Annotated in this window: 24 protein-coding genes; 8 read left to right on the forward strand and 16 right to left on the reverse strand. The window is 56.4% G+C overall.

What is annotated here, in order from left to right:
* Positions 1–46: 46 nt before the first annotated feature.
* The 5 genes from fkpB to murJ form a co-directional block, all read right to left on the reverse strand.
* A complete protein-coding gene (gene fkpB, locus B347_RS0122100) occupies positions 47–484 on the reverse strand; it encodes an FKBP-type peptidyl-prolyl cis-trans isomerase (protein ID WP_019411874.1) in 438 nt (145 codons plus the stop codon).
* The gene (gene lspA, locus B347_RS0122105; RefSeq protein ID WP_019411875.1) at positions 477–995 is read right to left on the reverse strand and encodes a signal peptidase II; all 519 of its coding nucleotides are present in this window, start codon (positions 993–995) and stop codon (positions 477–479) included. The genes fkpB and lspA overlap by 8 nt, the downstream gene beginning before the upstream one ends.
* Complete coding sequence (gene ileS, locus B347_RS0122110) at positions 988–3819, reverse strand: isoleucine--tRNA ligase (RefSeq protein ID WP_019411876.1); 2832 nt, start codon at positions 3817–3819, stop codon at positions 988–990. The genes lspA and ileS overlap by 8 nt, the downstream gene beginning before the upstream one ends.
* A complete protein-coding gene (gene ribF, locus B347_RS0122115; protein WP_019411877.1) occupies positions 3816–4766 on the reverse strand; it encodes a bifunctional riboflavin kinase/FAD synthetase in 951 nt (316 codons plus the stop codon). Before ribF ends, ileS begins: the two co-directional genes overlap by 4 nt.
* Before the next feature lie 118 nt (positions 4767–4884).
* Positions 4885–6423 (reverse strand): murein biosynthesis integral membrane protein MurJ, encoded by a 1539-nt coding sequence (murJ, locus tag B347_RS0122120; protein WP_019411878.1) that lies wholly within the window; start codon positions 6421–6423, stop codon positions 4885–4887.
* A 250-nt stretch (positions 6424–6673) separates the two neighbouring features.
* Between murJ and rpsT the strand changes: the two genes are divergently transcribed.
* The gene (gene rpsT / locus B347_RS0122125) at positions 6674–6952 is read left to right on the forward strand and encodes a 30S ribosomal protein S20 (protein WP_003443902.1); all 279 of its coding nucleotides are present in this window, start codon (positions 6674–6676) and stop codon (positions 6950–6952) included.
* 224 nt (positions 6953–7176) lie between these two features.
* Here the strand turns inward: rpsT and B347_RS0122130 are convergent, their stop codons facing one another.
* The 5 genes from B347_RS0122130 to rplU all read right to left on the reverse strand — a co-directional run bounded on the left by B347_RS0122130 (position 7177) and on the right by rplU (position 10944).
* Entirely contained in the window at positions 7177–7638 is a 462-nt protein-coding gene (locus B347_RS0122130) for a CreA family protein (protein ID WP_019411879.1), read from the reverse strand.
* A gap of 14 nt (positions 7639–7652) precedes the next feature.
* Positions 7653–8771, reverse strand: coding sequence for a glutamate 5-kinase (gene proB / locus B347_RS0122135; RefSeq protein ID WP_026014347.1), 1119 nt, complete (start codon positions 8769–8771; stop codon positions 7653–7655).
* A 124-nt stretch (positions 8772–8895) separates the two neighbouring features.
* Positions 8896–10122 carry an Obg family GTPase CgtA gene (gene cgtA, locus B347_RS0122140; RefSeq protein WP_019411881.1) on the reverse strand — a complete coding sequence of 409 codons (1227 nt, stop codon included), beginning with the start codon at positions 10120–10122 and terminating at the stop codon, positions 8896–8898.
* Between the two features lie 197 nt (positions 10123–10319).
* Positions 10320–10595, reverse strand: coding sequence for a 50S ribosomal protein L27 (rpmA, locus tag B347_RS0122145; protein WP_019411882.1), 276 nt, complete (start codon positions 10593–10595; stop codon positions 10320–10322).
* Positions 10596–10629: 34 nt separating this feature from the next.
* Complete coding sequence (gene rplU / locus B347_RS0122150) at positions 10630–10944, reverse strand: 50S ribosomal protein L21 (RefSeq protein ID WP_026014348.1); 315 nt, start codon at positions 10942–10944, stop codon at positions 10630–10632.
* Between the two features lie 241 nt (positions 10945–11185).
* Here rplU and B347_RS0122155 point away from each other — a divergent pair, with 241 nt between their 5' ends.
* The 3 genes from B347_RS0122155 (at position 11186) to B347_RS0122165 (ending at position 13156) form a co-directional block, all read left to right on the forward strand.
* On the forward strand, positions 11186–12154 hold the full coding sequence (locus B347_RS0122155; protein WP_019411884.1) for a polyprenyl synthetase family protein: 969 nt from the start codon (positions 11186–11188) through the stop codon (positions 12152–12154).
* Between the two features lie 192 nt (positions 12155–12346).
* Positions 12347–12688, forward strand: a complete 342-nt coding sequence (locus B347_RS0122160) for a zinc ribbon domain-containing protein YjdM (protein ID WP_019411885.1) — start codon at positions 12347–12349, stop codon at positions 12686–12688.
* A gap of 195 nt (positions 12689–12883) precedes the next feature.
* Positions 12884–13156 (forward strand): hypothetical protein, encoded by a 273-nt coding sequence (locus B347_RS0122165; RefSeq protein WP_019411886.1) that lies wholly within the window; start codon positions 12884–12886, stop codon positions 13154–13156.
* 96 nt (positions 13157–13252) lie between these two features.
* On the opposite strand, the gene B347_RS0122170 is transcribed toward B347_RS0122165, so the two are convergent.
* Positions 13253–13870, reverse strand: a complete 618-nt coding sequence (locus B347_RS0122170; RefSeq protein ID WP_019411887.1) for an FKBP-type peptidyl-prolyl cis-trans isomerase — start codon at positions 13868–13870, stop codon at positions 13253–13255.
* A gap of 148 nt (positions 13871–14018) precedes the next feature.
* The gene (locus B347_RS0122175; protein ID WP_019411888.1) at positions 14019–14507 is read right to left on the reverse strand and encodes a TIGR00645 family protein; all 489 of its coding nucleotides are present in this window, start codon (positions 14505–14507) and stop codon (positions 14019–14021) included.
* A gap of 152 nt (positions 14508–14659) precedes the next feature.
* On the opposite strand from B347_RS0122175, the gene B347_RS0122180 reads away from it, so the two are divergent.
* Positions 14660–16492, forward strand: coding sequence for a hypothetical protein (locus B347_RS0122180; protein WP_026014349.1), 1833 nt, complete (start codon positions 14660–14662; stop codon positions 16490–16492).
* A 109-nt stretch (positions 16493–16601) separates the two neighbouring features.
* Here the strand turns inward: B347_RS0122180 and B347_RS0122185 are convergent, their stop codons facing one another.
* Together B347_RS0122185 and B347_RS0122190 are read right to left on the reverse strand one after the other, a co-directional pair.
* On the reverse strand, positions 16602–16913 hold the full coding sequence (locus tag B347_RS0122185) for a hypothetical protein (protein WP_019411890.1): 312 nt from the start codon (positions 16911–16913) through the stop codon (positions 16602–16604).
* A 153-nt stretch (positions 16914–17066) separates the two neighbouring features.
* Complete coding sequence (locus B347_RS0122190; RefSeq protein ID WP_019411891.1) at positions 17067–19505, reverse strand: Lon protease family protein; 2439 nt, start codon at positions 19503–19505, stop codon at positions 17067–17069.
* A gap of 268 nt (positions 19506–19773) precedes the next feature.
* On the opposite strand from B347_RS0122190, the gene B347_RS0122195 reads away from it, so the two are divergent.
* From B347_RS0122195 to B347_RS0122205, 3 genes are all read left to right on the forward strand, one after another.
* The gene (locus B347_RS0122195) at positions 19774–20262 is read left to right on the forward strand and encodes a DUF3015 domain-containing protein (protein ID WP_019411892.1); all 489 of its coding nucleotides are present in this window, start codon (positions 19774–19776) and stop codon (positions 20260–20262) included.
* 78 nt (positions 20263–20340) lie between these two features.
* Complete coding sequence (locus B347_RS0122200) at positions 20341–22194, forward strand: DUF4105 domain-containing protein (RefSeq protein WP_019411893.1); 1854 nt, start codon at positions 20341–20343, stop codon at positions 22192–22194.
* 86 nt (positions 22195–22280) lie between these two features.
* Positions 22281–22787, forward strand: a complete 507-nt coding sequence (locus tag B347_RS0122205; protein WP_026014350.1) for a GreA/GreB family elongation factor — start codon at positions 22281–22283, stop codon at positions 22785–22787.
* Here B347_RS0122205 and gdhA read toward each other — a convergent pair.
* Both gdhA and ettA read right to left on the reverse strand, forming a co-directional pair.
* Positions 22772–24109, reverse strand: a complete 1338-nt coding sequence (gene gdhA, locus B347_RS0122210; protein WP_019411895.1) for an NADP-specific glutamate dehydrogenase — start codon at positions 24107–24109, stop codon at positions 22772–22774. The genes B347_RS0122205 and gdhA overlap by 16 nt on opposite strands.
* 372 nt (positions 24110–24481) lie before the next feature.
* Positions 24482–26149, reverse strand: coding sequence for an energy-dependent translational throttle protein EttA (ettA, locus tag B347_RS0122215; protein WP_019411896.1), 1668 nt, complete (start codon positions 26147–26149; stop codon positions 24482–24484).
* Positions 26150–26341 lie beyond the last annotated feature (192 nt).

Here is a 26341-nt window from a genome sequence, read left to right on the forward strand (position 1 = left end):
CGCAGAAAATAATGCCAATCAGGCCCGGCACGCGCCGGGCACTGAATTACAGCGCTTTAACGTCTTTGATTTCCACGTCGAAGGTCAGGGTTTTACCTGACAACGGGTGGTTGAAATCGATGGTCACTTGTTCATCGTCAAACGCTTTGACCACACCCGGCAGCTCGGTGTTGGCCGCGTCATTGAAGATCACCAGTAAGCCTTCGGACAGGTCCATGTCTTTGAACTGCGAACGAGGAATGATCTGCACGTTTTGCGGGTTAGGCTGGCCGAACGCGTTTTCTGGAAGGATCTCCAGCGTGCGTTTGTCGCCCGCCTTGAAGCCGAACAAAGCAGCTTCAAAACCTGGCAGCAGGCTGCCATCACCCACCTTGAAGGTAGCCGGGGATTTGTCGAACGTGCTGTCGACGGTGTCCCCATTTTCCAAGCGCAAAGCGAAATGCAGAGTGACTTCCGTGTTCTGGCCAATACGTTGCTCAGTCATGAGCCGGTTCTCCAGACTTTTTACTTTTAAACATATCCAGTGCCAGCATCACGGCGCCTACACAAATCGCGCTGTCGGCGAAGTTGAAAGCAGGGAAATACCAGCGATTTTGCCAATGCACCAGAATGAAATCGACGACATGGCCGTAAACAATGCGGTCATACAGGTTGCCCAATGCGCCGCCCAAAATCAGCGCCAACGCAATTGCCAACCACGTGTCATTACGTCCAAGACGCTTGAGCCAGACAACCAGCACCGTACTGACCACTATCGCGATCACGGCGAAAAGCCAACGCTGCCAGCCAGCACTGTCAGCCAAGAAGCTGAAGGCTGCACCCGTGTTGTAAGCCAGCGTCCAACTGAACAGATCGGGGATGATCACGATCTGCTGGTACATCTGCAAGGTGTTGTCGAAATAGACCTTGCTGGTCAGGTCAATGACCAGAACCAGCACAGTCAACCAGAGCCAGCCCAGGCGCCCGAAGCGCCCGGCAGTGCTGGTGTTAGGCATAGTGACGTACCTCGCCAGCGCCGCTGATGTTGTCGACACAACGGCCGCAGATTTCCGGATGCTCCGGGTTCACGCCGACGTCTTCACGGCAATGCCAGCAGCGCGCGCACTTGGCGTGCACCGATTTGACCACTTTGAGTTTAAGACCCGCTACTTCGGTGGCCACGGCATCAGCTGGCGCTTGCGCGAATGGCGCGACGCTGGCCGTAGAGGTGATCAGTACAAAGCGCAGTTCATTGCTCAGCTTGGACAGGTCGGTTGCCAGGTCATCATCGGCGAACAAGGTGACTTCAGCCTGCAAGTTGCCGCCAATGGCTTTGGCCGCGCGCAAGTTTTCCATCTCTTTGTTAACCGCAACCTTGACCGCCATGATCCGCTCCCAGTAGGCGCGGTCTAGTTCGGTGCCTTCCGGCAACTCGCTCAGGCCTTCGTACCAGGTGTTGAGCATGACCGATTCGTTACGCTCGCCCGGCAGGTATTGCCAAAGTTCGTCGGCGGTGAAAGCCAGGATCGGAGCGATCCAGCGCACCAGCGCTTCGGAGATATGGAACAGCGCGGTCTGGCACGAGCGACGGGCCTTGCTGTCGGCGCCAGTGGTGTACTGACGGTCCTTGATGATGTCGAGGTAGAAACCACCCAGCTCCTGCACGCAGAAGTTGTGCACTTTGGAGTACACGTTCCAGAAGCGGTATTCGCCGTAATGCAGTTCCAACTCGCGCTGCAGCAGCAACGCGCGGTCTACAGCCCAACGGTCCAGTGCCAACATTTCATCCGCAGGCAGCAGGTCAGTGGCCGGGTTGAAGCCGGTCAGGTTGGAAAGCAGGAAGCGCGCGGTGTTACGGATACGCCGGTAGGCGTCCGCACTGCGCTGCAGGATCTGGTCAGACACCGCGATTTCGCCCGAGTAGTCGGTCGAAGCCACCCACAGACGCATGATGTCAGCGCCCAGGGTGTCGTTGACTTTTTGCGGCGCAATCACGTTGCCCAGCGATTTGGACATTTTGCGACCGGCTTCGTCCACAGTGAAACCGTGAGTCAGCAGTTCGCGGTACGGCGCGTGGTTGTCGATGGCACAACCCGTCAGCAACGAAGAGTGGAACCAGCCACGGTGTTGGTCAGAACCCTCTAGGTACAGATCGGCACGCGGGCCGGTCTCGTGACCCATAGGGTGCGAACCGCGCAGCACGTGCCAATGCGTAGTGCCGGAGTCGAACCACACGTCCAGGGTGTCGCTGATTTTGTCGTACAGCGGCGCTTCGTCGCCCAGCAACTCGGCCGCGTCCATTTTGAACCAGGCTTCGATGCCTTCGACTTCAACGCGCTTGGCCACTTCTTCCATCATTTCGACGGTACGTGGGTGCAATTCGCCGCTTTCCTTGTGCAGGAAGAACGGAATTGGCACGCCCCAGTTGCGCTGACGCGAGATGCACCAGTCAGGACGATTAGCGATCATCGAGTGCAGGCGCGCTTGGCCCCAGGCCGGAACGAACTGAGTGTCCTCGATGGCCTGAAGTGCGCGAGTACGCAGGGTATCGCCAGTCGTCGGCTCTTTGTCCATACCGATAAACCACTGCGCGGTTGCGCGGTAGATCAGCGGCGTTTTATGGCGCCAGCAGTGCATGTAGCTGTGGCTGATAGTTTCGGTGAACATCAGCGCGCCGACTTCGATCAGCTTGTCGATGATGTTTTGGTTGGCCTTCCAGATGAACTGGCCACCGAAGAATTCCAGCGACGGCACATACACGCCGTTGCTTTGAACCGGGTTGATGATGTCGTCGTTGACCATGCCATAGGCTTTGCAGGTCACGAAGTCGTCTACGCCGTAAGCCGGTGCGGAGTGAACCACGCCGGTGCCCGCGCCCAGTTCAACGTAGTCAGCCAGATAAACGGGCGACAGACGGTCGTAGAACGGGTGACGGAAGTTGATCAGTTCCAGTGCCGAACCGGTGGTGGTCGCGATCACTGAACCTTGCAGGTTGTAACGGGCCAGACTGGATTCGACCAGCTCTTCAGCCAACACCAACAGTTTGTCGCCCACGTCGACCAGCGCGTAGGTGAATTCCGGGTGCACGTTAAGCGCTTGGTTAGCCGGGATGGTCCACGGAGTAGTGGTCCAGATCACAATCGACGCCGGTTTGCTCAGCGCTGCCAAACCAAAAGCTTCGGCCAGCTTGGCTTCATCAGCAACCGGGAAGGCAACGTCGATGGCCGCAGACTTTTTGTCCTGGTATTCAACTTCTGCTTCAGCCAAGGCCGAGCCGCAGTCAAAGCACCAGTTCACAGGCTTCAGGCCTTTAAACACGAAACCGCCTTTGACGATTTCGGCCAAGGCGCGGATTTCACCGGCTTCGTTTTTGAAGTCCATGGTTTTGTAGGGGTTGGCAAAGTCGCCCAGTACACCCAGACGGATGAACTCGGACTTCTGGCCTTCGATCTGCTCGGTCGCGTACGCACGACACAGCTCGCGGGTTTTATCCGCAGGCAGGTTTTTACCGTGGGTCACTTCAACCTTGTGCTCAATCGGCAGGCCGTGGCAGTCCCAGCCCGGCACGTACGGCGCATCGAAACCCGACAGGGTTTTCGAACGCACGATCATGTCTTTCAGAATTTTGTTGAGCGCATGACCGATGTGAATCGTGCCGTTGGCGTACGGAGGACCGTCGTGAAGTACGAACTTCGGACGATCCTTGCCAATCTCGCGCAACTTCCCGTACAGGCCAATGCTGTCCCAGCGCTGCAAAATTTGCGGTTCGCGCTGTGGCAGGCCGGCCTTCATTGGGAAGGCTGTGTCCGGAAGGTTTAGCGTGGCTTTGTAGTCGGTCATTTCAGGCTCTTTTTAAGCGGTTGACCCAGCCAAAAGGCTCGGGCGGCGGCGACGTCCGCATTGATCGCCGTCTTGAGCGCCTCCAAGGAGGCAAAACGCTGCTCATCACGCAGCTTGTGGTGGAATGCCACAGTCAAACGCTGGCCATACAAATCGCCAGCGAAATCCAATAGATGTACTTCAAGATGGGCGCTGCCATCCCCTGCTACGGTCGGCCGGACGCCAATATTAGCGACACCGGGCCAGGTTTTTCCGTCGATCTCAACGCTGACCAGATACACCCCGGTCAGTGGAACACGACGTCGCTTTAGCTGGATATTGGCCGTTGGCGTGCCTAATTGGCGCGCCAGTTTCTGGCCGTGCAACACCCTGCCCGCAATTTTAAACGGACGCCCCAGCAAACGTTCTGCCAAGGAGAAGTCAGCGCTAGCCAGGGCATCGCGTACCTTGGTGCTGCTGATTCGCACGCCATCAAGTTCAACGGTTTGCGCGGCTTCGACGGTAAAGTTCTGCATGACGCCCGCTTGTTGCAGGAAGTCAAAGTCACCCACCCGATCGCAACCAAAACGGAAATCGTCACCCACTTCCAAGTGCTGCACACCGAGACCGTCGACCAGAATCGTGTCGACAAATTCAGCAGCGCTGAGCTTGCACAGGCGTTGATTGAACGCCAGGCACAGCACCCGATCAACCCCTGCGTCAGCCAACAGCTGCAGCTTGTCGCGCAGGCGAGCCAAACGCGCCGGGGCAGTCTCGGGGGCAAAAAATTCGCGCGGCTGCGGCTCAAAAATCACCACGCAGCTGGGCACGCCCAACTCCAGCGCACGTTCACGCAGTCGCTCCAGAATTGCCTGGTGACCACGGTGCACACCGTCAAAGTTGCCAATAGTGGCGACACAGCCCCGATGTTGGGGCCGCAGATTGTGAAGGCCTCGAACCAGCTGCATAACGCGCTTCTTGCTCATAAAGTGGCCGATTATAACCACACCCAGCCCGTGACGACAGGCAACAGCGCAAGGCAAATCAGGTCAAATCGACAAAATCGACGATAGACCGCAATTTTCCTTACATCAGAGACTTGCGGGCGAAATCTTTCAAACGCAAGCCCAACAGCAATAACATGCCGAAATAAGCCAGCACCCCAGCGACAACCAAACCACCAAGACGCATGAAGCGCTCAAGCATATGGCCCTGATCCCACGCGGGCATCAGGTGCATCAACCCAATCAATACCGCCGACATCACTGCGACCGCCAGTACCAGCTTAAACAGGTACTTGGTCCAGCCCGGCTGGGCGATATACAACTTTTGCTTGCGCAACTGCCAAAACAACAGACCGGCATTGATACACGCGCCGACACTAATGGCCAAAGCAAGGCCTGCGTGTTGCAACGGCACAATGAAGACTAGGTTGAGCAGTTGCGTGACCACCAAGGTGAAGACTGCAATTTTTACGGGAGTGCGGATGTTTTGCTGTGCATAGAAGCCGGGGGCCAGCACTTTGATCAGAATAAGCCCGAGCAACCCCACCGAGTACGCTACCAGCGCGCGCTGGGTCATGGCCGCATCCAGCGCGCTGAACTCACCGTACTGAAACAGCGACACAGTCAGCGGTTCAGCCAGAATCGCCAAGGCCAGCGCACACGGCAGTACCAGTACAAAGCACAGACGCAGGCCCCAATCGAGGATCCTGGAGTACTCTTGGCGGTCTTTACTGGCGTAGGTTTTGGACAGCGTCGGCAGCAAAATTGTGCCCAGCGCCACGCCCAGCACGCCCGATGGCAACTCCATCAAACGGTCTGCGTAGTACATCCACGACACGGATCCGGCGACCAGAAAAGAAGCAAAAATAGTGTTGATGATCAGGGAAATCTGACTGACCGAGACCCCCAGAATAGCCGGCAGCATCTGCTTCATCACCCGCCATACGCCGGTGTCACGCAGATTGAGACGCGGCAACACCAGCATCCCAATTTTTTTCAGGTGTGGCAGCTGAAACAGCAATTGGGCCAAACCACCCGCCAGCACCGCCCACCCCAACGCCATGACAGGCGGGTCAAAGTAGGGCGTCAGGAACAAAGCAAAAATAATCATGCTGACGTTGAGTAGCGTCGGCACAAACGCAGGTACCGAGAAGCGGTTCCAGGTATTGAGGATGGCCCCCGCCAGCGATGACAAGGAGATCAGCAATATATAAGGAAAGGTCACCCGCAGCATGTCGGAGGTGAGCTGAAACTTCTCCGGCGTGGTGGCAAACCCCGGCGCTGTGGCCCAAATAACCCAAGGGGCAGCAAGCATCCCCAAAATCGTCACGATTGCCAGCACCAAGGTCAGCAGCCCGGCAACATAAGCCACAAACGTGCGCGTCGCCTCTTCACCTTGCTGGCTTTTGTATTCGGCCAAAATCGGTACAAACGCTTGGGAAAAGGCTCCCTCGGCGAAAATCCGGCGCAGCAGATTAGGTAATTTAAAGGCAATAAAGAACGCATCCGTGGCCATTCCAGCGCCAAACGTGCGCGCAATTATGGTGTCTCGGACAAAGCCCAGAACCCTTGAAATCATGGTGATAGAGCTGACGGCAGCCAACGATTTGAGCAAATTCATTGAAAGAGTTTTTGCCTTTAGAGAAAGAGCAGGCGAACAAAGCGCCCACTTATGCGATACTGCGCGCCGCAACAGCACAGAGCCAAGCTCGCGAGTTTACAGGTCAAGCGCCGGAAATAAATCTCCCGTCTCCCTCGATCAACCACTCAGCGGATCGTATCAATCGCCCTTGACAAGAGTTGTCGTCATCGGCATGATTCGCGGCCTATTTTGTTTGTTAATTCCCAAAAGTCTTTCGAGGAGCTCGACGGTGGCCAACACACCTTCCGCCAAAAAACGTGCAAAACAGGCTGAGAAGCGTCGCAGCCACAACGCCAGCCTGCGTTCCATGGTTCGTACCTACATCAAGAATGTAGTTAAAGCCATCGACGCAAAAGACGCTGCTAAAGCGCAAGCTGCTTATGTTCTGGCTGTCCCTGTTATCGACCGTATGGCCGATAAAGGCATCATCCACAAGAACAAAGCCGCTCGCCATAAGAGCCGCCTGAATGGCCACGTCAAGGCGTTGAACCTTGCGACTGCTGCTTAAGCGATAAGCTTTTAAAAAACCGACCTCAGGGTCGGTTTTTTATTGCCTGCGATTTAGTAAAACCTTGTAGGAGCACAATGCTGTCAGCTTGAGAACACAACTCAAAGGTGGGAGCGGGCTTGCTCGCGATAGTCTTCAGAACGCCTCATTTACTCGGTAAATATGCGCCATCGTTAACGACCATCGCGAGCAAGCCCGCTCCCACAGATCATCTACAGCCTCTATCAGCGCTGCGGCCACGGCAGAATCGGAATGGCGGTCACCGCATTCTGCGGACTACCTTCGATCAGGCGGTCGCTGTACACCAAGTACACCAGCGTATTGCGCTTTTTGTCGAGGAATCGCACGACTTGCATGGTTTTGAAGACTAGCGAGGTGCGCTCCTTGAACACTTCCTCACCATCCTTCAAGTCACCCTTAAAGCTGATAGGCCCGGTCTGACGGCACGCCAGAGAGGCCTCCGCACGGTCTTCAGCCAACCCCAAGCCCCCTTTCATGCCGCCTGTCTTAGCCCGCGACAGGTAACAGGTCACGCCATCAACCTTAGGATCATCGAACGCCTCGACCACAATGCGGTCGTTTGGCCCAACAAATTTGAACACGGTAGAAACCGTGCCAATTTCCTCGGCAGAGGCCAGTAATGGCACCGCCAAGATCAAACCTAACAGACCGCTCATCAAGCGCATGCAACACCTCACTTTCAAACCAGAATCAGATTATCGCGATGAACCAGCTCAGGCTCCGCCATGTAACCCAACAAACTGACAATCGCTTCTGACGATTGCCCAATAATTTTTTGCGCCTCAGCAGCACTGTAGTTGGCCAGACCACGGGCAATCTCCCGCCCGTCTGGTGCCACACATACCACCATCTCGCCACGGCGGAACCCGCCCTGCACCGCCTTAACACCGACGGGCAGCAAGCTTTTATGCCCCTGAGACAATGCCAGTACAGCGCCATCATCCAACACCAAGGTGCCACGAGTCTGCAGGTGCCCCGCCAGCCACTGCTTGCGCGCAGCCAACATGCCACGCTCAGGCGACAGCAACGTCCCCAGACGCTCACCCGCTTTTAGGCGATCAAGCACACGCTCCAGACGACCACCCACGATAATCGTGTGCGCCCCCGAACGTGCCGCCAGGCGCGCCGCACGCAACTTGGTCTGCATGCCGCCACGACCGAGCGCACCGCCCGTACCGCCCGCGACTGCATCCAGCGCCGGGTCATCGGCACGCGCTTCGTAAATCATCTTGGCATCAGGATTATTACGCGGATCAGCATCAAACATGCCGTCACGATCCGTCAGGATCACCAGCAAGTCAGCTTCGACCAGATTAGCGACCAGCGCCGCCAACGTGTCGTTGTCACCAAAACGAATCTCATCGGTGACAACGGTGTCGTTCTCATTGATGACCGGGATCACACCCAGCTCAACCAGCGTACGCAATGTACTGCGGGCATTCAGGTAACGCTTACGGTCAGACAGGTCGTCATGAGTCAGCAGAATTTGCGCCGTGTGCAGCGAGTGCTCGGCAAAGCTCGACTCCCAAGCCTGCACCAAGCCCATCTGGCCGATGGCAGCAGCAGCCTGCAGCTCGTGCATCGCACTGGGTCGAACCGACCAGCCCAAGCGGCTCATCCCGGCTGCAACCGCACCCGAAGAGACCAGCACCAACTCGACGCCCGCCTCATGCAAGGCCACCATCTGCTCAACCCAAACGCCCATTGCTGCGCGATCCAGGCCCTTGCCATCCGCTGTCAGCAATGCGCTGCCGATCTTAACGACCCAACGCTGCGCACCTGTCACCTTGCTCCGCATCATCATCCAACCTATGCCTGAGAGCAGCGCGACCGAGCGCCACCCATGGAATTATTCTTGATTACAGTTTCACAGATACCAAAACGCCGCTCAATTGAGCGGCGCTGTAGTTTACTGCAACGAATCAGTCGCGGACGTAAATGATTTCCGGACCATCTTCGTCTTCAACATCTTCTTCATCCCAATCATCATCACCGATGTCATGGACGCTCTTCACGCCGCTGCGACGCAGGGCACGCTGATCATCCAGCGCTTGCAACTGAGCACGCGCCTCGTCTTCGATGCGCTGATCAAGCTCGGCCAACTCTTCTTTGTAAGCGGGATCATTGGCCAGACGGTCAGCACGATCTTCAAGATAGCGCATGATGTCGTGGCACAGCTTGTCGGTACCGATTTTGGCAATCGCCGAAATCACGTACACAGGACCGGTCCACTCAAGACGATCGACCACTTCTTTAACGCGAGCGTCGTGCTCTTCCTGAGGCAAAGAATCGCACTTGTTCAACACCAACCAACGATCACGATCCGCCAACGCAGGGCTGAATTTGGTCAGCTCGTTAACGATGACTTCAGCGGTATCTGCAGCGCTTTCGGTGCCCTCTACAGGCGCCATGTCTACGAGGTGCAAGAGCAAGCGAGTACGCGCCAAGTGCTTGAGGAAGCGAATCCCCAGGCCTGCGCCATCCGAAGCACCCTCGATCAAGCCTGGAATATCGGCAATCACGAAGCTCTTCCAGCGATCGACACTGACCACACCCAAGTTAGGCACCAAGGTAGTGAACGGGTAATCCGCCACTTTTGGCTTGGCCGCAGACACCGCACGAATAAAGGTACTTTTGCCTGCGTTCGGCAAGCCCAGCAAACCCACGTCAGCCAGCACTTTCAATTCCAGCTTGAGATCGCGCTGCTCACCCGGCTTACCCGGAGTAGTCTGACGCGGAGCACGGTTGGTACTGGATTTGAAGCGAGTGTTACCCAAACCGTGCCAACCACCATGCACGACCAGTAAACGCTGGCCAGCTTTGGTCAAGTCACCAATGATTTCTTGAGTACCGGCATCAATCACCGTAGTACCGACCGGCACCCGCAGAACCAGGTCTTCACCCTTGCGGCCCGTGCAATCAGTGCTGCCACCATTAGAGCCACGCTGCGCGTCAAAGTGACGGGTGTAGCGGTAATCAACCAGGGTATTGAGGTTTTCGTCGGCGATCATGTAGATCGAGCCGCCATCACCACCATCACCACCGTTCGGACCACCATTTTCGATGAACTTCTCACGACGGAAACTCATGCAACCGTTACCACCGTCGCCTGCTTTTACTTTGATCGATACTTCATCTACAAACTTCATAACAAAACACGCCTCTCGTCATCAGGACGAGCCGATAAAAACCAAGACATAAGACTCTTGCAAAAATGAGCGCAGCGACCTCAATCAACGACCGTTAAATCCAGCGCCAACAGCCCATACAAACAGTTTTGCAAGAGACTCACCCCACAAACGAAAAAGCCCCGTCGCAAGACAGGGCTCTTCCAGCTACCAAGCTTTTACGCTGCGACGACTTCAGTCTTCGGAACGATGCTTACGTAGCGGCGACCGAAGGCGCCCTTAACTTGGAACTTGATCACGCCTTCCACTTTCGCGAACAGGGTGTGATCTTTGCCCATACCAACGCCGTAGCCAGCGTGGAATTGGGTGCCGCGCTGACGCACGATGATGTTGCCCGGAATGATAGCCTGGCCGCCATACATCTTCACGCCAAGGCGTTTGGCTTCTGAGTCGCGACCGTTACGGGTACTACCACCAGCTTTTTTGTGTGCCATGAGTCAATTCTCCTAGTGAGGAATTAGGCTGAAATTAAGCCTGAATACCGGTGATTTTGATCTCGGTGTACCACTGGCGGTGGCCCATACGCTTCATGTGGTGCTTACGACGACGGAACTTGATGATGCGGATTTTGTCGTGACGACCTTGGGAAATCACTTCAGCAACAACAGTGGCGCCAGCAACAACTGGAGCGCCGATGTTTACGTCATCGCCATTGGCGACCAACAGAACGCGATCAAAAGTTACGGATTCGCCAGTAGCGACTTCCAGTTTCTCGATCTTCAGGTATTCACCTGGTGCTACTTTGTATTGCTTGCCACCAGTAACGATTACTGCGTACGACATGGTATTTCTCCGATAATCCTGCTCACCCAGCGCTTTATAGGTAAAGGTATTGGCTGGCATGGCTGCATGGGGCTGGAACGGCCCAAGTGCAATTGCGTAAGGCAGGTGCTGCCCAGGAAGTTCAGGGTGCGCGATTGTACGCAAGGTGCGTTCGGGTTGCAAGTGGCCGCCCATCGCGCCTTGACAGTCCCAGCCCCCCGACCTAGCATGCCGCGCAACCCTTCTGGAGCACCTGTCGCTGATGCAACCCCAAGCTTTCTACCGCGCGGTGGCGGACGATTTTAGCGCCGTCGACGGCATCATCAAGAAGCAGCTGACTTCTCGTGTACCGCTGGTCTCAAAAATCGGCGACTACATTACCTCGGCCGGCGGCAAACGCCTTCGTCCTTTATTAGTGTTGCTGTGTGGCAAGGCCTTGGGTCGCGAAGGCGATGACATGCGCCTGCTCGCCGCCACTATTGAGTTTCTGCATACCGCGACCCTGCTGCACGACGACGTGGTCGATATGTCCGGCATGCGCCGTGGCCGCAAGACCGCGAACGCAACGTGGGGTAACGCACCCAGCGTTTTGGTCGGCGACTTCTTGTACTCACGCTCTTTCGAAATGATGGTTGAGCTGGGCTCGATGCCAGTGATGAAAATCCTGTCGAAAGCCACGCGCATCATTGCTGAAGGCGAAGTGTTGCAACTGTCCAAAGTACGGGACGCCAGTACCACCGAAGAAACCTATATGGAAGTCATTCGCGGCAAAACCGCGATGCTGTTCGAGGCTTCGACCCACAGTGCTGCGGCATTGGCCGGCGCAACGCCTGAGCAAAGCGAAGCGCTGCGCACCTTTGGCGACCACTTGGGCGTGGCGTTCCAGTTGGTAGACGACCTGCTCGACTACCGTGGCGACGCAGAATCGCTGGGCAAAAACGTTGGCGATGACCTAGCAGAAGGCAAGCCGACCTTGCCACTGATCTACACCATGCGCGAAGGCACGCCAGAGCAAGCCGCCTTGGTACGCACAGCCATTCAAAAAGGTGGTATCGAGGACCTCGAAAGCATCCGCGCCGCCGTTGAAGCTTCGGGCTCGCTGGACTACACCGCACAACTGGCGCGCGATTTCGTCGCCCGCGCCATTGCCTGCCTTGAAGTCTTGCCGCCAAGCGAATACCGCGATGCACTGGTTGAACTGAGCGAGTTTGCAGTCGCGCGTACGCACTGATGGCATAACACCTTGTAGCCGCTGGCGCAGGCTGCGATAAGGGTAGCAGGACCTTCACCACGTGAGGGTCACTGCACAACCCATCGCAGCCTGACGGCAGCGACTACAGAGTTCGCTGTGCTTCACCCCCTTTACCGCTAAAACCCTATATAATGCGTGCCTTTTAGCCACCCTGACACTTAAGGAGCTTTAGTGAGCACGTTGCCACCCTGCCCAAAATGCAATTCCGAGTACACCTACGAAGACGGCGCTCAGCTGATCTGCCCGGAATGCGCCCATGAGTGGTCCGCCAGCGGCGACGCTGAAGAAGCCAGCGATGAAAAAGTCTACAAAGACTCCGCAGGCACTGTCCTGAACGACGGCGACACCATCACCGTGATCAAAGACCTGAAAATCAAAGGCACTTCCCTGGTCGTCAAAGTTGGCACCAAGGTTAAAAACATCCGTCTGTGCGATGGCGACCACGATATCGACTGCAAAATCGACGGTATCGGCCCAATGAAGCTCAAATCTGAGTTCGTGCGCAAGGTCTGATTCTGCTGCCTTCCTTCCTGCGTTTCACGCAGGAAGGGGCGACTTCCCCCCGCTAAACACCCCCGCAATATCAAAAAGCCAGCGACTTTGACCCACGGCAGTTTTTTCCTAGAAAAAAAGAAATCCGCCAATAGGCACTTGCTATTAAATGAATAAGAATTATTCTCATTGTCATTCATCGAGGAGATGACGACCATGACTTATTTAATTGATGCTTGGCTGGACCGTCCACACCCCTATCTGCGAATCCTGCACCGGGAAACCGGAGAAGTGTGTGCCGTGCTGGAAGAAGAAGCGCTCAACGAACTACAGGATCAGGGCGACCTGGATTTCAACGGCCTCAACTCAAGCGAGCCGGTGGTGCTCAAGGAGTTGGTGCGTAATCTGTTTCTTTTTTGCTATGCCCGGGCATTGCGCCCCAGTGGCACGGCTGACACTCACGAGCATCACGCCAAAATAGAAATATGACCGCACGATGCAGCTAAACAGCCCTGTAGGAGCGAGCTTTTGAACGATCAAAAGATCGCGAGGCAAGCTCGCTCCTACAGCTAAAGCGCAGTGTTCTTACAGAACGTCTAGCAGCTCAACGTCGAATACCAACACGCTGTGCGGAGCGATGCTGCCAACGCCTTGGGCGCCGTAGGCCAATTCGCTCGGCACGTAGATGCGCCATTTGCTGCCAGCGTTCATCAGTTGCAGGGCTTCGGTCCAGCCAGCGATCACGCCACCTACCGGAAACTCAGCTGGCTGACCACGATCGTAGGAGCTGTCGAACACAGAACCGTCAATCAAGGTGCCGTGGTAGTGAACACGCACGGTATCTTCACGCGTTGGCTTGGCGCCTTCGCCTGCGGTCACAACTTCAAATTGCAGACCCGAAGCCAACGTGGTGATGCCGTCTTTCTTGGCGTTTTCAGCCAGGAAAGCCTTGCCTTCGCCTGCTGCAGCTTCTGCTTTGGCAGCCGCTTCAGCTTGCATGATCTCGCGGATCACTTTGAAGCTGGCAGACAGCTCTTCTTGACCAACACGGCTTTCCTTACCTGCGAAAGCGTCGGTCAGGCCAGCCAGGATCGCATCCAGGCTAACGCCCGGCGGCGGGTTGTCGCGCAGTTGGTCGCCCAGTTGACGGCCAATGCCATAGCTAACGCGGGTTTCGTCGGTCGACAGATTTACTTCGGACATAACACTGCTCCGTTGTAGGGCGATCAAAAAACAGCCACCTTGCAGCCGCTATTCCCCAATCGCTCAGATCCAAAAAAGGGCGAGCAGACTACCACAGCCCCCAAAGCGTTCGCAGCCCGGGTTCGTGTGCTGCATGTCACGACAATCATCAGTGCTTGGTCAGCTTGTCGAGATAGCCCATCGCAAACGCCGACACCACGAAGGTCATGTGAATAATCACGTACCACATCAGGTATTGGGTTTCGATGTTGCGCGCGTCCATAAACACCCGCAGCAGGTGAATCGAAGAGATGGCCACAATCGAAGCAGCGACTTTCATCTTCAACGACGTAGAGTCCATCGTGCCCAGCCAGCTAAGCTTCTCTTTGTCCCCACCAATGTCCAACTGCGAAACGAAGTTCTCGTAACCCGAAATCATCACCATCACCAGCAAGCCGCCAACCAGCGCCATATCGATCAGCGACAGGATGACCAGGATCAAGTCCGATTCAGTTAACGCGAACACGTTGGGGATAACGTGAAACACTTCCTGGAAGAATTTCAACGCCAAAGCCAACAAACCCAGCGATAGGCCGAAGTAAATCGGCGCCAAAATCCAGCGCGAGGCGTACATTGCGTTCTCGATAAAACGTTCCATTGAATCTCACAGGCAGTCAAAAATGGGCGCGAGTATATCAGCCACAAAACAACAGAGATAAAGCGCCGGACACACCCGGTAAAAACATTTTCTGATAGTGTCCTCTTTATCAGCATCGTTTCAGCATCGTTTACGGACAGGAAAACTGAACAATGGATCTGCGACTCCCCTTGGCGTGTCTCGGGCTTACAACGGCTTTTCTCATGGCGGGCGGCTGCTCACCTGACGACAAACACCAGCAAGCCAGCCTTGAAGAAAGGACCGCAGCGTTCGAAAAGAACCTCGATACCATTCAGGACCAACAGCTTAAAGACGCAGTGGCCGACCTTGGCGGCTCGTTGCTGCTGTTGGAACGCGCCCGTATCAAGCTGCAAGACAAAGCCGTTGAAACCGAATACGGCACTGACGAGCTGGCGCAGCTTAAGCACTACCCCACCAGCCAGGCGCTGAGCGATGCCTATATCAATGGCCTGTTTGTGGTGCGCAAGAACTCCAGCTCCGATTACCTGACCGACCTTGAGCCCATTTTCCCGTTCTCCCAGACCAATGCCGCCGATTTTCCCTTCCCGCACGCCCTGGAATGGCAGTCCGTGACACTGAGCAACAAACAAGTGGTGCCCTTTCAGGCCGAATGGTCAGAAACGGACTCCGGCATCCAACTTAGCCCCACCAGCGCCAATTTGAGCAACCCGGACGACCTGACCATCACCTACCCCTATATCGATGGGGTCGAGACCGAAAACATTCAGCAACCGCAACCCGTGCTGCTGCACGGCGAGGCCGAAGTCATCGCGCCGGGTAACGTGGTCAACCTCACCCTGACCCGTAAGGACGTGGGCAAAACCCGCACCGACGGCACTATCAGTGTGACGCTGCTGGCATTGGGTAAAAACTTCGCCGAAGTCGACATCAACAACAGCGCCCCGTTGGCCGAAGAAGTGCGCGACACCGAACTCAATCCCTTGATCATTCAAGCCCGTGACCAGAGCGGGCAGTTCCTGTCACGCGCGGGCTCGATCAACGAAAATGCCGAGCAATTGGCGTTTTACCAACAGCAACTGGCCGAAATGCTCAAGCAAACGGCCTGGAGCGAAGCGTTCGGACAGCAGTTGGACAACGCACAAAAAGCCTTTGAGCAAAAACACCCGCACCACTACAGCAAGGTGTACTTCAACGGCACAATTGAAAACATCGACATCAGCGTGCTCGACTTCTCGACGGCCAACGTCACCCGCAAAACCCTCGACCTGCCCGTGCGCCGGCTCGACAAAAACGTAGTGGGTAAAGACATTCAGCCGCTGCCGCTGTCCATCGTGGTGTATGACGATCAGGCCGCCAATTACCTGAAAGACGCCACACTTGACCCTGAACAACTGAAAAAGAGTGTGGTGATCAGCCAGTCCGTGGACGATGCCAGCGCCGCCACGCTTGAGTTCAGCCATCCACCTACTTTTAATGACGAACTGCTGGGTGCCCTGCCTGAGACCGCTGATACGCCCGTGACCTTCTTTGCCGAGGATGAGAACGGCAAACGCGGTGAGCCGCTGGAACTGCCTGCCGAAGCCTTCGACGCCAACTCCAAAACCGGTGTCATCACCTATGACCTCAACCTGTTTCCGGAAACACCGGTGTACGCCATTGGCTCAATGCCGTTGTACCTGGCCAGTATTGATAAACAGGCCTTGGACGTGGCTCATCTGCCCAAGGGGCTGGAGCTCAAAGGCAACGCTCTGATCGTTGATCAAAAACTGTTCCCATCCGAGGCATGGCGCTTTTATGCCAAGGACGACACCGGCAACTACCTCAAAGAAGTGCTCGCCGTCAGCCACAGCGCCGAACCGAATGGCCCGGTGCTGTTCGACGTGCACTACTTTTATGGGCAGCCGACGCGTCTCGAAAGCTATGCCCGCACGTCATTGGAGCCTGTCGAGTACGGTTTTGAAGTCAAACTGGACAAAGTTCCGGAAGTGACGCCGCCGCGCTAAACACGCCTGCTGTTCACTTAAGCGCTGCCTAGGATTGAGCTGTAGGAGCGAGCGTTTAAACGATCAAAAGATCGCGAGAAACGCTCGCTCCAACAGGGTCTGATTTTGCTTACGAGTGGCAACGCTGACCATTGATCTGACGCAACTGTGCCTGCACATGCAGGCACCAGATCTGCGGGACATCGGCAAGCCGATAGCCATGCAAGGTCAGGCTTTCAACAATGGATTGCAGAATAGTTTCAGCTACGAACGGGCCGGGGAATGGCCCTTGAGACTTGATAGTGGTCGGTTGCTCACCGGATAGCCCTGCAGCAAATAGCAGCGTCCACATCCCGGTGTTGCCTGCCAAGGGGCGAATACTGCATTCAATGCGTGTTTCAAGGCCTAGGCACTGACGGGTAAGGCAAAGGTTGCGCGACATGGCGGCGACCCTCGGTAGATCCTGTATCAGCCAGACAAGACAGGCTGCATCGTTCCAGTGACGACAGTAGAGTTCCTGAGCAAAAGCATAGAAGAAAAAACCGCCCCGTGACGCGGTCAAGACCAACGGAGCGGCTATACACGTGTCGTTGTATCAGGCCGGGTTTTTCGCTGCCAGGGCTTGCGCCAGCAACTCTTTTTCGGCTTCTTTGAGGTCGTCTTCGCTGATCATTTCTGCAATCACCCGCAACCGCTCGACCACGCGCGCGTTAACGCTGCCCTCCGGGAACTGACCCTCTTCATCCGGCTCACCCGCAGGCTCGCCCACCAGTAAGCTCAAGGCTTCATCGGCCTGGCGCACGGCATACACATGGAACTTGCCTTCACGCACCGCCTGTAGCACTTTTTCATCGAGCATCAAGGTCGCAACGTTGGCTTGCGGGATAATCGCCCCCTGCTCGCCTGTCAGACCGCGTGCTTCACACAGTCGGAAGAAGCCCTCGATCTTCTCGTTAACCCCACCTACAGCCTGCACTTCACCGAACTGGTTGATCGAGCCGGTGATGGCAAAACATTGTTTGAGCGGCGTTTTCGACAGGGCCGAAATCAACGTACAGGCTTCACCCAGCGAAGCGCTGTCGCCATCGACGTAGCCGTACGATTGCTCCAACGCAATGCTTGCCGAAATAGCCAGCGGAAACTCCTGCGCGTATCGACTGCCCAGATAGCCCGTCAGAATCATCACGCCCTTGGAGTGAATCGGCTGTCCGAGGTTAACTTCACGCTCAATATCCACAATGCCACTGCCGCCCGGATACACCGTGGCAGAAATACGCGCCGGCACACCGAACGCCGAGTCACCGACTTCCAGCACCGTCAACCCGTTGCATTTACCGACTGCCGCGCCGTCGGTGTCGATCAGAATGATCCCCGCCAGCATGTCGTCAAGAATCCGCGCCGATACACGCCCGGTGCGGGTTGCCTTGGCCTTAAGCGCACGCTCGATGTGGCCTGCGTCGGTCATTTCATCGTTGGCCAAATGACGGATAAAGTCCGCCTCGCTGACCAACTGAAACAGGTCGCCAATGCGCGCCGACAAACGTCCCTGATGCTCGGCCAGCCGCGCGCTGTAGGTCGCTAGGCGCGCGACGGCATCCGCCGTCAGCGGCGCCATGCCTTCCTCCGATGTGCGCGTGGTCAGCAACTGCGCGAACTGCTCAAGGCTCTCGTCGACCATCGGGATGTCTTCATCAAAGTCCACCAACACCCGGAACATCTCTTGGAAGTCCGGATCAAGGTCTTGCAACGTGTAGTACAACTGACGCGCACCAATGATGATGACTTTGACGTGCAGGGGGATGACTTGCGGGCTCAGGGTCACCGTGGCCATGCGCCCCAACTCGCCCAGCGGTGATTCCATTTTCAGCTTGCGCGATTGCAACGCTCGCTTAAGCGCATCCCAAACAAAGGGCTCGCTGAGCATCTTCTCGGCTTCGAGAATCAAAAAACCGCCATTGGCACGGTGCAGCGCGCCGGGGCGTAACTGGCGATAGGTGGTGTACAGCGCACCTTGGTCAGTGCTGTATTCGATGCGACCGAACAGGTTGTCGTAGGTCGGATGCGGCTCAAACACCACTGGCGCGCCGCCGCTCATCGGTTGACCCACCACCAGGCTCGGCAGGTACTGCTCTTCGAGCAACTTGCGCGCCTGAGCGTCGGTCTTGCTGTCGTCGACCAGTTGCTCGACCAGGGTTTTGAGCAGGTAAACCTGCATGGCCTGCAAATACCCGCACACAGCACCGTTTTCAGCGTATTTCTGCGACAACGGCGACAACAGCGGTTGCAATGCCAGGGTGATGGTTTCTTCGTTCAGTTGGCGCAGTTGATTGTTTGACTCGCGCTTCCACTGGGGCAGGCTCGCCAGCTCTTCGTTGAGGCGCTCTTCTAGCCCCGAAATATCTTCGTGAAAACGCTCACGCTCTTCTTCGGGCAACTGCGAAAACTCGGCCTCATCCAGCGCCTTGCCATCGCTCATCGGGGTAAACGCAACGTTGCTGCTGTCGCGGTACAGCGCCACACCTTTTTCCAGCGCCAGGCGCTCGATCACATCCAGCGCACGGTCGTAGCGTTGATTGAAGCCGCGGTCGATCGCACTTTTGCGTTGCTGATACGTCGGGTGTTCAAACACCGCCGGGAACGTCGCCAGCAGGTTATCGATCAGGCCGTTGATGTCCGCTATAAAGGCGCCTGCAGTGCTCGCAGGCAACTCCAGCGCGCGCGGCTCACGCGGGTCGTCGTAGTTATTGACGTACACCCAGTCGCTGGGCGACTTAAGGCGCTTGCCCTCGGCCTTGAGGTAACGCTTAACAAATGAGAAGCGCCCCGTACCCGGCTCACCCATCACAAATACGTTGTAACCCGGACGTGGCATGGCCACACCAAACTGCAAGGCTTCGACCGCACGCTCCTGGCCGAGAATGCCGCGAAAGGGCTCTAAATCATTGGTGGTCGAGAAGCTGAACTGTTCAGCGGAGAACGGACGGGTTAGCGCGTCAGGCGCTAGACGCAAGCTGGCAGCAACAGAATCAGGCATCGGGCTTCCTTACATCAGGCAGGGCAGATGGCAGCATTCTGGCGCTGGCCGTACACCACTGGCAAGGCGCGCAGCGCGCGAATTCTCGAGACCCAATGTTTACGGGCAAAAAATGTCCTCATTACAGGATTGTTTTACAAAAAGTCACGGAACCACTGGATCGCGCCTAGACTCCTACCTGTTACGAGGCTGGATTAATAACCAACCCGTACTGGCGCTTCAGAGCCAGACCCTTGTCCATTGGTTGCATACATAGAGAACAAAGATTATGAAACGGATTCTTCTCGGTACTCTCTTTACTGTTGTTTCCCTCAATGCCATGGCGCAAGCGCCGGGCGGCCCGAACTGCGGTTGGGGCAACATGCTGTTTGAAGGTCAGCGCGGCACACCCGCCCACTTCCTGGCCTCAACCACAAACGGCACCTCCGGCAACGCGACATTCGGCATGACATCCGGGACCAACGGCTGTACGACCAAAGACGCCCTGACCTACGGCGGCAAATCGTGGATTGCCATGAATGGCATGATGAACGAGCTGTCCGAAGACATGGCCAAAGGCAATGGCGAAGCCCTCACCACCTACGCGGTGGTCCTGGGTGTCGCCCCTGAAGACCGCGAGCATTTTGCCGCTGTCACCCACGAGCACTTCCAGCAAATTTTCAGCAAAGCTGACGTAACCGCTGACGATGTGCATAACAACACACTGGCTGTTCTCAAAAGCGATGCGCGTCTGTCCAAGTACGCAACAGCTGCGTAACACATAAGACCTGCCCGTTCCTTTCGGAGCGGGCATTTACCTGCTTCATTTCTATTGGTCTGACAACAGTTGCCCACCATGCTCAAACGCCTTGCCTATCTGGCGCTCTGTGCCTGCGCCCCGCTGTACGCCGCGCCGAATATCGACAATCAACGTTTGCAGCAGTTAGCCAACGATCCGTTCTGGATCTCTTTGGGGCATTACGAAGCCCGCAAGCTGGGCGGCTGGCGAAGCTATGTCAGCGACACTAAATTCTTTCTCGCCCCCGACGGCGCTCACCACCCGGACGCCGAACTGCGTGCCACCGTCGAGGCGTTGTATGCGCCCTTGAACCTGGGCGACAAACACCCGCAATGTGTTTACCCGGCCCGCACCCGCTGGCTCAAGGCCCAACTGAACCTGACCGACTTGCCCAAGGCTGAGTGCGCAGAGTTCACGCAATGGTTTAAAGACGTCGCCCCCCACAGCACGGTGATGATCTTCCCAGCGGCGTACCTCAACAGCCCGTCGTCTATGTTCGGTCACACCCTGTTGCGCATTGACCAGGCAGACGTGCAAAGCAACAAAACCGCGCTGCTCAGCTATGCGATCAACTTTGGTGCTTACATCGAAGGCTCCGACAACAGCATTCTGTACGCGTGGAAAGGCTTGGCCGGAGGGTATCCCGGCCTGTTCGCACTGGTGCCCTACCAGGAAAAACTCTCGGAATACCGCAGCCTCGAAAACCGTGACCTGTGGGAATACCGACTCAACCTGACGCCCGAAGAAACTCAGCGCATGGTTGAACATGTCTGGGAATTGAAACAAGTTCAGTTCGACTATTTCTTCTTCGATGAAAACTGTTCCTACCGCCTGCTCGAACTGTTGCAAGTGGCGCGCCCAGGACTGCAACTGACCACCCAATTCCCCCTGACCGCGATCCCGACCGACACCGTTAAAGCGGTCAAGGAAGCAGGTCTGGTAGAGAGCATCGAATACCGCCCGTCTCGCGAGCGCGAGCTGCTGGACCGTGCCAAAGTCCTCGACCCCGAAGAGCAGCAGTGGGTGTTGCAGGTCAGCGCTGATCAATCGCAACTGCAAAACCCGACGTTCAAGGCGCTGCCAAAAGCGCGTCAGGCACTGATTGTTGATGCGGCCTATCGCCTTGAACGCTACCGGGCCAATGGCCTTGAGCGCGATACCGAACGCTCACAGCGCAGCTACGAATTGTTGCGCGCCATCAATCAAAACCCGGCGCCAGAACTGCAAATAGAGAAACCCGAACTGCCAGAAAACGGCCACGAATCGCGCACTTGGCAACTGGGCGCGGGCAGCCGCGACGACAAGGCGTTTGCCGAATACGGCCTGCGCATGGCCTATCACGACCTCAACGACAACGCGGCGGGCTTCCCGCTGGGGGCGCAGATTGAAATCTTGCAACTCAAGCTGCGCCAATATGAAGGTAATCACTGGCAAGTTCAGCAGTTGGACTTGGCCAACATTCGCTCCCTAACCCCGCGCAACGACCTGCTGCAACCCTGGTCATGGCAAGTCGGTGGCGGGCTTGAGCGGGTGCTGGGCAAACATGGCGATGAAAGACTCGTCACCCACGTCAACGGCGGCGCGGGCGGCACCTGGCAGCTAAGCGACAACCTGCTTGGCTTTGCCTTAGGTACCGTGCGTGTGGAACACAACAACGACTTCGCTGCATTTGTTTCACCGGCGGCGGGATACAACACCGGCGTGCTGTGGCGGAACCCGGTGGGTAACCTGAGCCTGGAGGCCAAGAGTGATTACTTCACCAACGGCGAAGTGCGCCGTAGCTTGAGTCTGAATCAGCAATGGGAAGTCTCCCGTAATCTGGGCCTGCGATTGACCGCACAGCGTGAGTTCAGCCACCTTAGCTCCCCAGTTAACGAAGTAATGCTAGAACTCAAGTGGTATCACTACTAAGCCCACCAGCCCTGTAGGAGCGAGCACAGGTCGAGAGATACCGCACCCACTGCTACGCTGAAGTCATGATCAACGGGACAACCACCATGAGCCGTGCGTTTGTAAACGAAGACAGTGCCGCCAATCAAAGCAATGTGCCGATTGAACGCCAAGTCAGTGAACAACCCAATTACGTGACTGAAGCAGGCCATGCGCAATTACACGCCAAAGTCACTGAATTGCAACGCCAGCACAGCGCTGAAGCGGCCCTCAAGGATTCGGCCGACCCGCAGCACCTAGCGGATATGGAACGCGACCTGCGTTACTTCAATCAACGCCTACTAAGCGCTCACGTGGTCGCCCGTGCCTCGTCTACGACGAAGGTACAGATTGGCAGTTGGGTCACGTATGTCGACGAACACGACAAACAACGGCGCGTTCAACTCGTTGGGGAAGATCAAGCTGATGCGGCGCAGGGCTTGATCAACTGGGGCTCGCCGCTGGGTCGCGCGCTGTTGGGCGCGCAACTGGGCGATGAAGTGTTGTGGCTACGACCCGCAGGCGATCTGCAGATCGAGATCTTGGCAATTGAACCGGCTTACACCACGCCCTGAGCCAGCATGGCGTCAGCCACTTTCACGAAGCCTGCAATGTTGGCGCCTTTCACGTAGTTGATACGGCCGTTTTCTTCACCGTAGTGCACGCACGCGTGGTGGATGGATTGCATGATGTTGTGCAACTTGCTGTCCACCTCACCCGCTGTCCACAGCAAACGCATCGCGTTTTGCGACATTTCCAGACCGCTCACCGCTACGCCGCCCGCGTTCGAGGCCTTGCCCGGCGCAAACAAAATACCCGCTTCGATAAACAGGTCAACGGCCTCAAGAGTCGTCGGCATGTTCGCGCCTTCAGCCACGCACACGCAGCCATTGGCAAGCAACGTACGCGCTGCGTCAGCGTCCAGTTCATTTTGCGTGGCACACGGCAACGCGATATCGCACGCCAGATTCCACGGGTGCTCGCCGGCCAAGAACTCCAAGCCAAACGCGCTGGCCAGTTCGCTGATACGGCCACGCTTGACGTTTTTGAGGTCCATTAGCGCGTCCCACTGCGCATCGTTTAAGCCAGCTTCGCAGTACAGCGTGCCTTCGGAGTCCGACAGCGAGATCACTTTGCCGCCTAGGTCCATGACCTTGCGCGCCGCGTATTGCGCCACGTTACCCGAACCGGAAATAGCCACACGCTTGCCATCAATGCGCTGGCCGCTGCGCTTGAGCATCTCTTGGGCGAAGTACACGCAACCAAAACCGGTGGCTTCCGGGCGAATCAGGCTGCCGCCGTAGCTCATGCCTTTGCCGGTGAGGACAGAAGTGAACTGATTGCTCAGGCGCTTGTACTGACCAAACAAGAAGCCGATTTCGCGTGCTCCTACACCAATATCGCCTGCCGGCACGTCAACGTCGGAACCGATGTGGCGATACAGCTCGCTCATAAAGGCCTGACAGAAACGCATGACCTCGGCGTCGCTCTTACCTTTGGGGTTGAAGTCGGAGCCGCCCTTACCGCCGCCCATAGGCAGCGACGTCAGGGAGTTTTTAAAGGTTTGCTCGAACGCTAGGAACTTCAGAACGCCCAGGTTCACCGACGGGTGGAAACGCAGGCCGCCTTTGTAGGGGCCAATGGCGCTGTTCATCTGGATACGGAAGCCACGGTTAACGCGGACTTTACCTTCGTCGTCGACCCACGACACGCGGAACACAATTGCGCGCTCCGGTTCGCATATGCGCTCAAGAATGCCTGAAGTCAGGTAGTGCGGATTGGCTTCAAGAAATGGCCACAGACTGCGCAGGACTTCTTCCACAGCTTGGTGGAATTCAGGCTGGTCCGGGTCACGTTTTTTCAGGCGGGCGAGGAAGTGGTCGACAGATTCGATCATAGGAAAGTCTCGGCAAATTTGTTGTCGTTAAACGGAGATTGGCCGGAACTTTATCAATTCATGCCGCACCGCGACAGCGCAAAATGTCGCAGTTATGAATTTAAATGGTGCTTTTATATAAATAGCGCTGGTTTTTAAGCGGATTTGCGCACCAAAAAAGTGATTCTTGTACCCAGTTTTGCACCAACGTTTTACACACTGGACACACCTGAAACCTCCTGTGGGAGCGGGCTTGCTCGCGATGAAATCACTGCGCAGTTGCAGATGCACCGTGTCGCCGCATCGCGAGCAAGCCCGCTCCCACAAGGATAATTTGGCAGCCCCAAAAAAAACGGAGCCCCGAGGGGCTCCGTCTTGCCTTGCAAACCGGCCTTACTGGGCCAGTTTTTTGTGACGCACACGGTGCGGCTGAGTGGCTGCTTCGCCGAGGCGTTTTTTACGATCCGCTTCGTACTCGGTGTAGTTGCCTTCAAAGAAGACCGCTTGCGAGTCGTCTTCATACGCCAAGATGTGAGTCGCGACGCGGTCAAGGAACCACCGATCGTGAGAGATCACAATGGCAGCGCCCGGGAAATCCAACAGCGCTTCTTCGAGCGAACGCAGGGTCTCAACGTCAAGGTCGTTGGACGGTTCGTCGAGCAGCAGCACGTTGGCGCCCTCTTTCAAGGTCAAGGCCAGGTGCAAGCGACCACGCTCACCACCGGACAGGTCCTTGACGAACTTCTGTTGATCGCCACCTTTAAAGTTGAAACGCCCTACATAAGTACGCGACGGGATTTCGTAGTTACCAATGCGGATCACATCGGAACCATCGGAAATGGCCTGGAACACAGTCTTGCTGCCATCCAGGTCATCACGGCTCTGATCAACACAGGCCAGTTGCACGGTTTCACCGATTTCGATGCTGCCCGAATCCGGCTGCTCTTTGCCCATCAGCATGCGGAACAGAGTCGACTTACCGGCACCGTTACCACCGATCACGCCGACGATGGCGCCTTTAGGCATGGCGAACGACAGGTTGTCGATCAGCACGCGATCGCCGTAACCCTTGGACACGTTTTTGAATTCAATAACCTTGTCACCCAGGCGCGGACCCGCTGGGATGTAGATTTCGTTGGTTTCGCTACGCTTCTGGAATTCCTGCGATTGCAGTTCTTCGAAGCGTTGCAGACGCGCCTTGGACTTGGACTGACGTGCCTTGGCACCTTTACGAACCCATTCCAACTCGTCTTTCATGGCCTTTTCATGGGCCGACTGCTGCTTGGACTCTTGGGCCAGACGATCGGACTTGGCTTCAAGCCAGCCAGAGTAGTTACCCTCGTAAGGAATACCGGCGCCGCGGTCGAGTTCCAGAATCCAGCCCGCTACGTTGTCCAGGAAGTAACGGTCGTGCGTAATCGCAACCACGGTACCCGGGAAGTCGTGCAGGAAGTGCTCAAGCCAGGCCACCGAATCGGCGTCCAAGTGGTTGGTTGGTTCGTCGAGGAGCAGCATGTCCGGGGCCGACAGCAGCAGGCGGCACAAAGCCACACGGCGCTTCTCACCACCCGACAGGTGTTCAACCTTGGCATCCCAGGCTGGCAGGCGCAGGGCGTCGGCCGCCACTTCCAGTTGGCGCTCAAGGTTGTGACCGTCACCGGCTTGCAAGATGGCTTCGAGCTTGGCCTGTTCGGCGGCCAGCTTGTCGAAGTCGGCATCCGGCTCAGCATATTCAGCGTAAACCTGGTCCAGACGCGCTTGGGCATCCTTGATTACGCTCACCGCTTCTTCGACCACTTCACGAACGGTTTTGCTTGGGTCCAGTTGCGGCTCTTGCGGCAAGTAGCCGATGTTCAAGTCCGGCATTGGACGGGCTTCGCCATCGAACTCGGTGTCGACGCCCGCCATGATTTTCAGCAAAGTAGATTTACCCGAACCGTTAAGGCCCAGTACGCCAATTTTGGCGCCCGGGAAAAACGACAGGGAGATGTTTTTCAGGATTTCCCGCTTCGGCGGAACAACCTTACTCAGCCGATGCATGGTGAAAACGTATTGAGCCATGGATAACCTAGCGTCAGTGACTGATGATTAAGGCGCGAGCGATACCCGGATCAGGCCATAGCAAAAAGACAGAAATTGATTTCAATCAATGCCTGCTCGCAGAAAAAGCCTGAGTGTAGGAGCTAAAATGCCCTCGCGTAGCTGGCAAAGCTACCTGAATGCGCGGTACAGGGCAAACCAGTGCAAGCCACA

Source organism: Pseudomonas psychrophila HA-4 (genome assembly GCF_000282975.1).
GTDB lineage: Bacteria > Pseudomonadota > Gammaproteobacteria > Pseudomonadales > Pseudomonadaceae > Aquipseudomonas > Aquipseudomonas psychrophila_A.

Coding starts and splice junctions, on each gene's coding strand:
- lspA (WP_019411875.1), bottom strand. CDS start 995: ATGCCTAACACCAGCACTGCCGGGCGCTTCGGGCGCCTGGGCTGGCTC.
- rplU (WP_026014348.1), bottom strand. CDS start 10,944: ATGTCGTACGCAGTAATCGTTACTGGTGGCAAGCAATACAAAGTAGCA.
- proB (WP_026014347.1), bottom strand. CDS start 8,771: ATGCGGAGCAAGGTGACAGGTGCGCAGCGTTGGGTCGTTAAGATCGGC.
- B347_RS0122155 (WP_019411884.1), top strand. CDS start 11,186: ATGCAACCCCAAGCTTTCTACCGCGCGGTGGCGGACGATTTTAGCGCC.
- fkpB (WP_019411874.1), bottom strand. CDS start 484: ATGACTGAGCAACGTATTGGCCAGAACACGGAAGTCACTCTGCATTTC.
- B347_RS0122180 (WP_026014349.1), top strand. CDS start 14,660: ATGGATCTGCGACTCCCCTTGGCGTGTCTCGGGCTTACAACGGCTTTT.
- ettA (WP_019411896.1), bottom strand. CDS start 26,149: ATGGCTCAATACGTTTTCACCATGCATCGGCTGAGTAAGGTTGTTCCG.
- B347_RS0122130 (WP_019411879.1), bottom strand. CDS start 7,638: ATGCGCTTGATGAGCGGTCTGTTAGGTTTGATCTTGGCGGTGCCATTA.
- cgtA (WP_019411881.1), bottom strand. CDS start 10,122: ATGAAGTTTGTAGATGAAGTATCGATCAAAGTAAAAGCAGGCGACGGT.
- ribF (WP_019411877.1), bottom strand. CDS start 4,766: ATGCAGCTGGTTCGAGGCCTTCACAATCTGCGGCCCCAACATCGGGGC.
- B347_RS0122185 (WP_019411890.1), bottom strand. CDS start 16,913: ATGTCGCGCAACCTTTGCCTTACCCGTCAGTGCCTAGGCCTTGAAACA.
- B347_RS0122200 (WP_019411893.1), top strand. CDS start 20,341: ATGCTCAAACGCCTTGCCTATCTGGCGCTCTGTGCCTGCGCCCCGCTG.
- B347_RS0122190 (WP_019411891.1), bottom strand. CDS start 19,505: ATGCCTGATTCTGTTGCTGCCAGCTTGCGTCTAGCGCCTGACGCGCTA.
- rpmA (WP_019411882.1), bottom strand. CDS start 10,595: ATGGCACACAAAAAAGCTGGTGGTAGTACCCGTAACGGTCGCGACTCA.
- B347_RS0122195 (WP_019411892.1), top strand. CDS start 19,774: ATGAAACGGATTCTTCTCGGTACTCTCTTTACTGTTGTTTCCCTCAAT.
- B347_RS0122205 (WP_026014350.1), top strand. CDS start 22,281: ATGAGCCGTGCGTTTGTAAACGAAGACAGTGCCGCCAATCAAAGCAAT.
- ileS (WP_019411876.1), bottom strand. CDS start 3,819: ATGACCGACTACAAAGCCACGCTAAACCTTCCGGACACAGCCTTCCCA.
- murJ (WP_019411878.1), bottom strand. CDS start 6,423: ATGAATTTGCTCAAATCGTTGGCTGCCGTCAGCTCTATCACCATGATT.
- B347_RS0122170 (WP_019411887.1), bottom strand. CDS start 13,870: ATGTCCGAAGTAAATCTGTCGACCGACGAAACCCGCGTTAGCTATGGC.
- B347_RS0122165 (WP_019411886.1), top strand. CDS start 12,884: ATGACTTATTTAATTGATGCTTGGCTGGACCGTCCACACCCCTATCTG.
- B347_RS0122175 (WP_019411888.1), bottom strand. CDS start 14,507: ATGGAACGTTTTATCGAGAACGCAATGTACGCCTCGCGCTGGATTTTG.
- gdhA (WP_019411895.1), bottom strand. CDS start 24,109: ATGATCGAATCTGTCGACCACTTCCTCGCCCGCCTGAAAAAACGTGAC.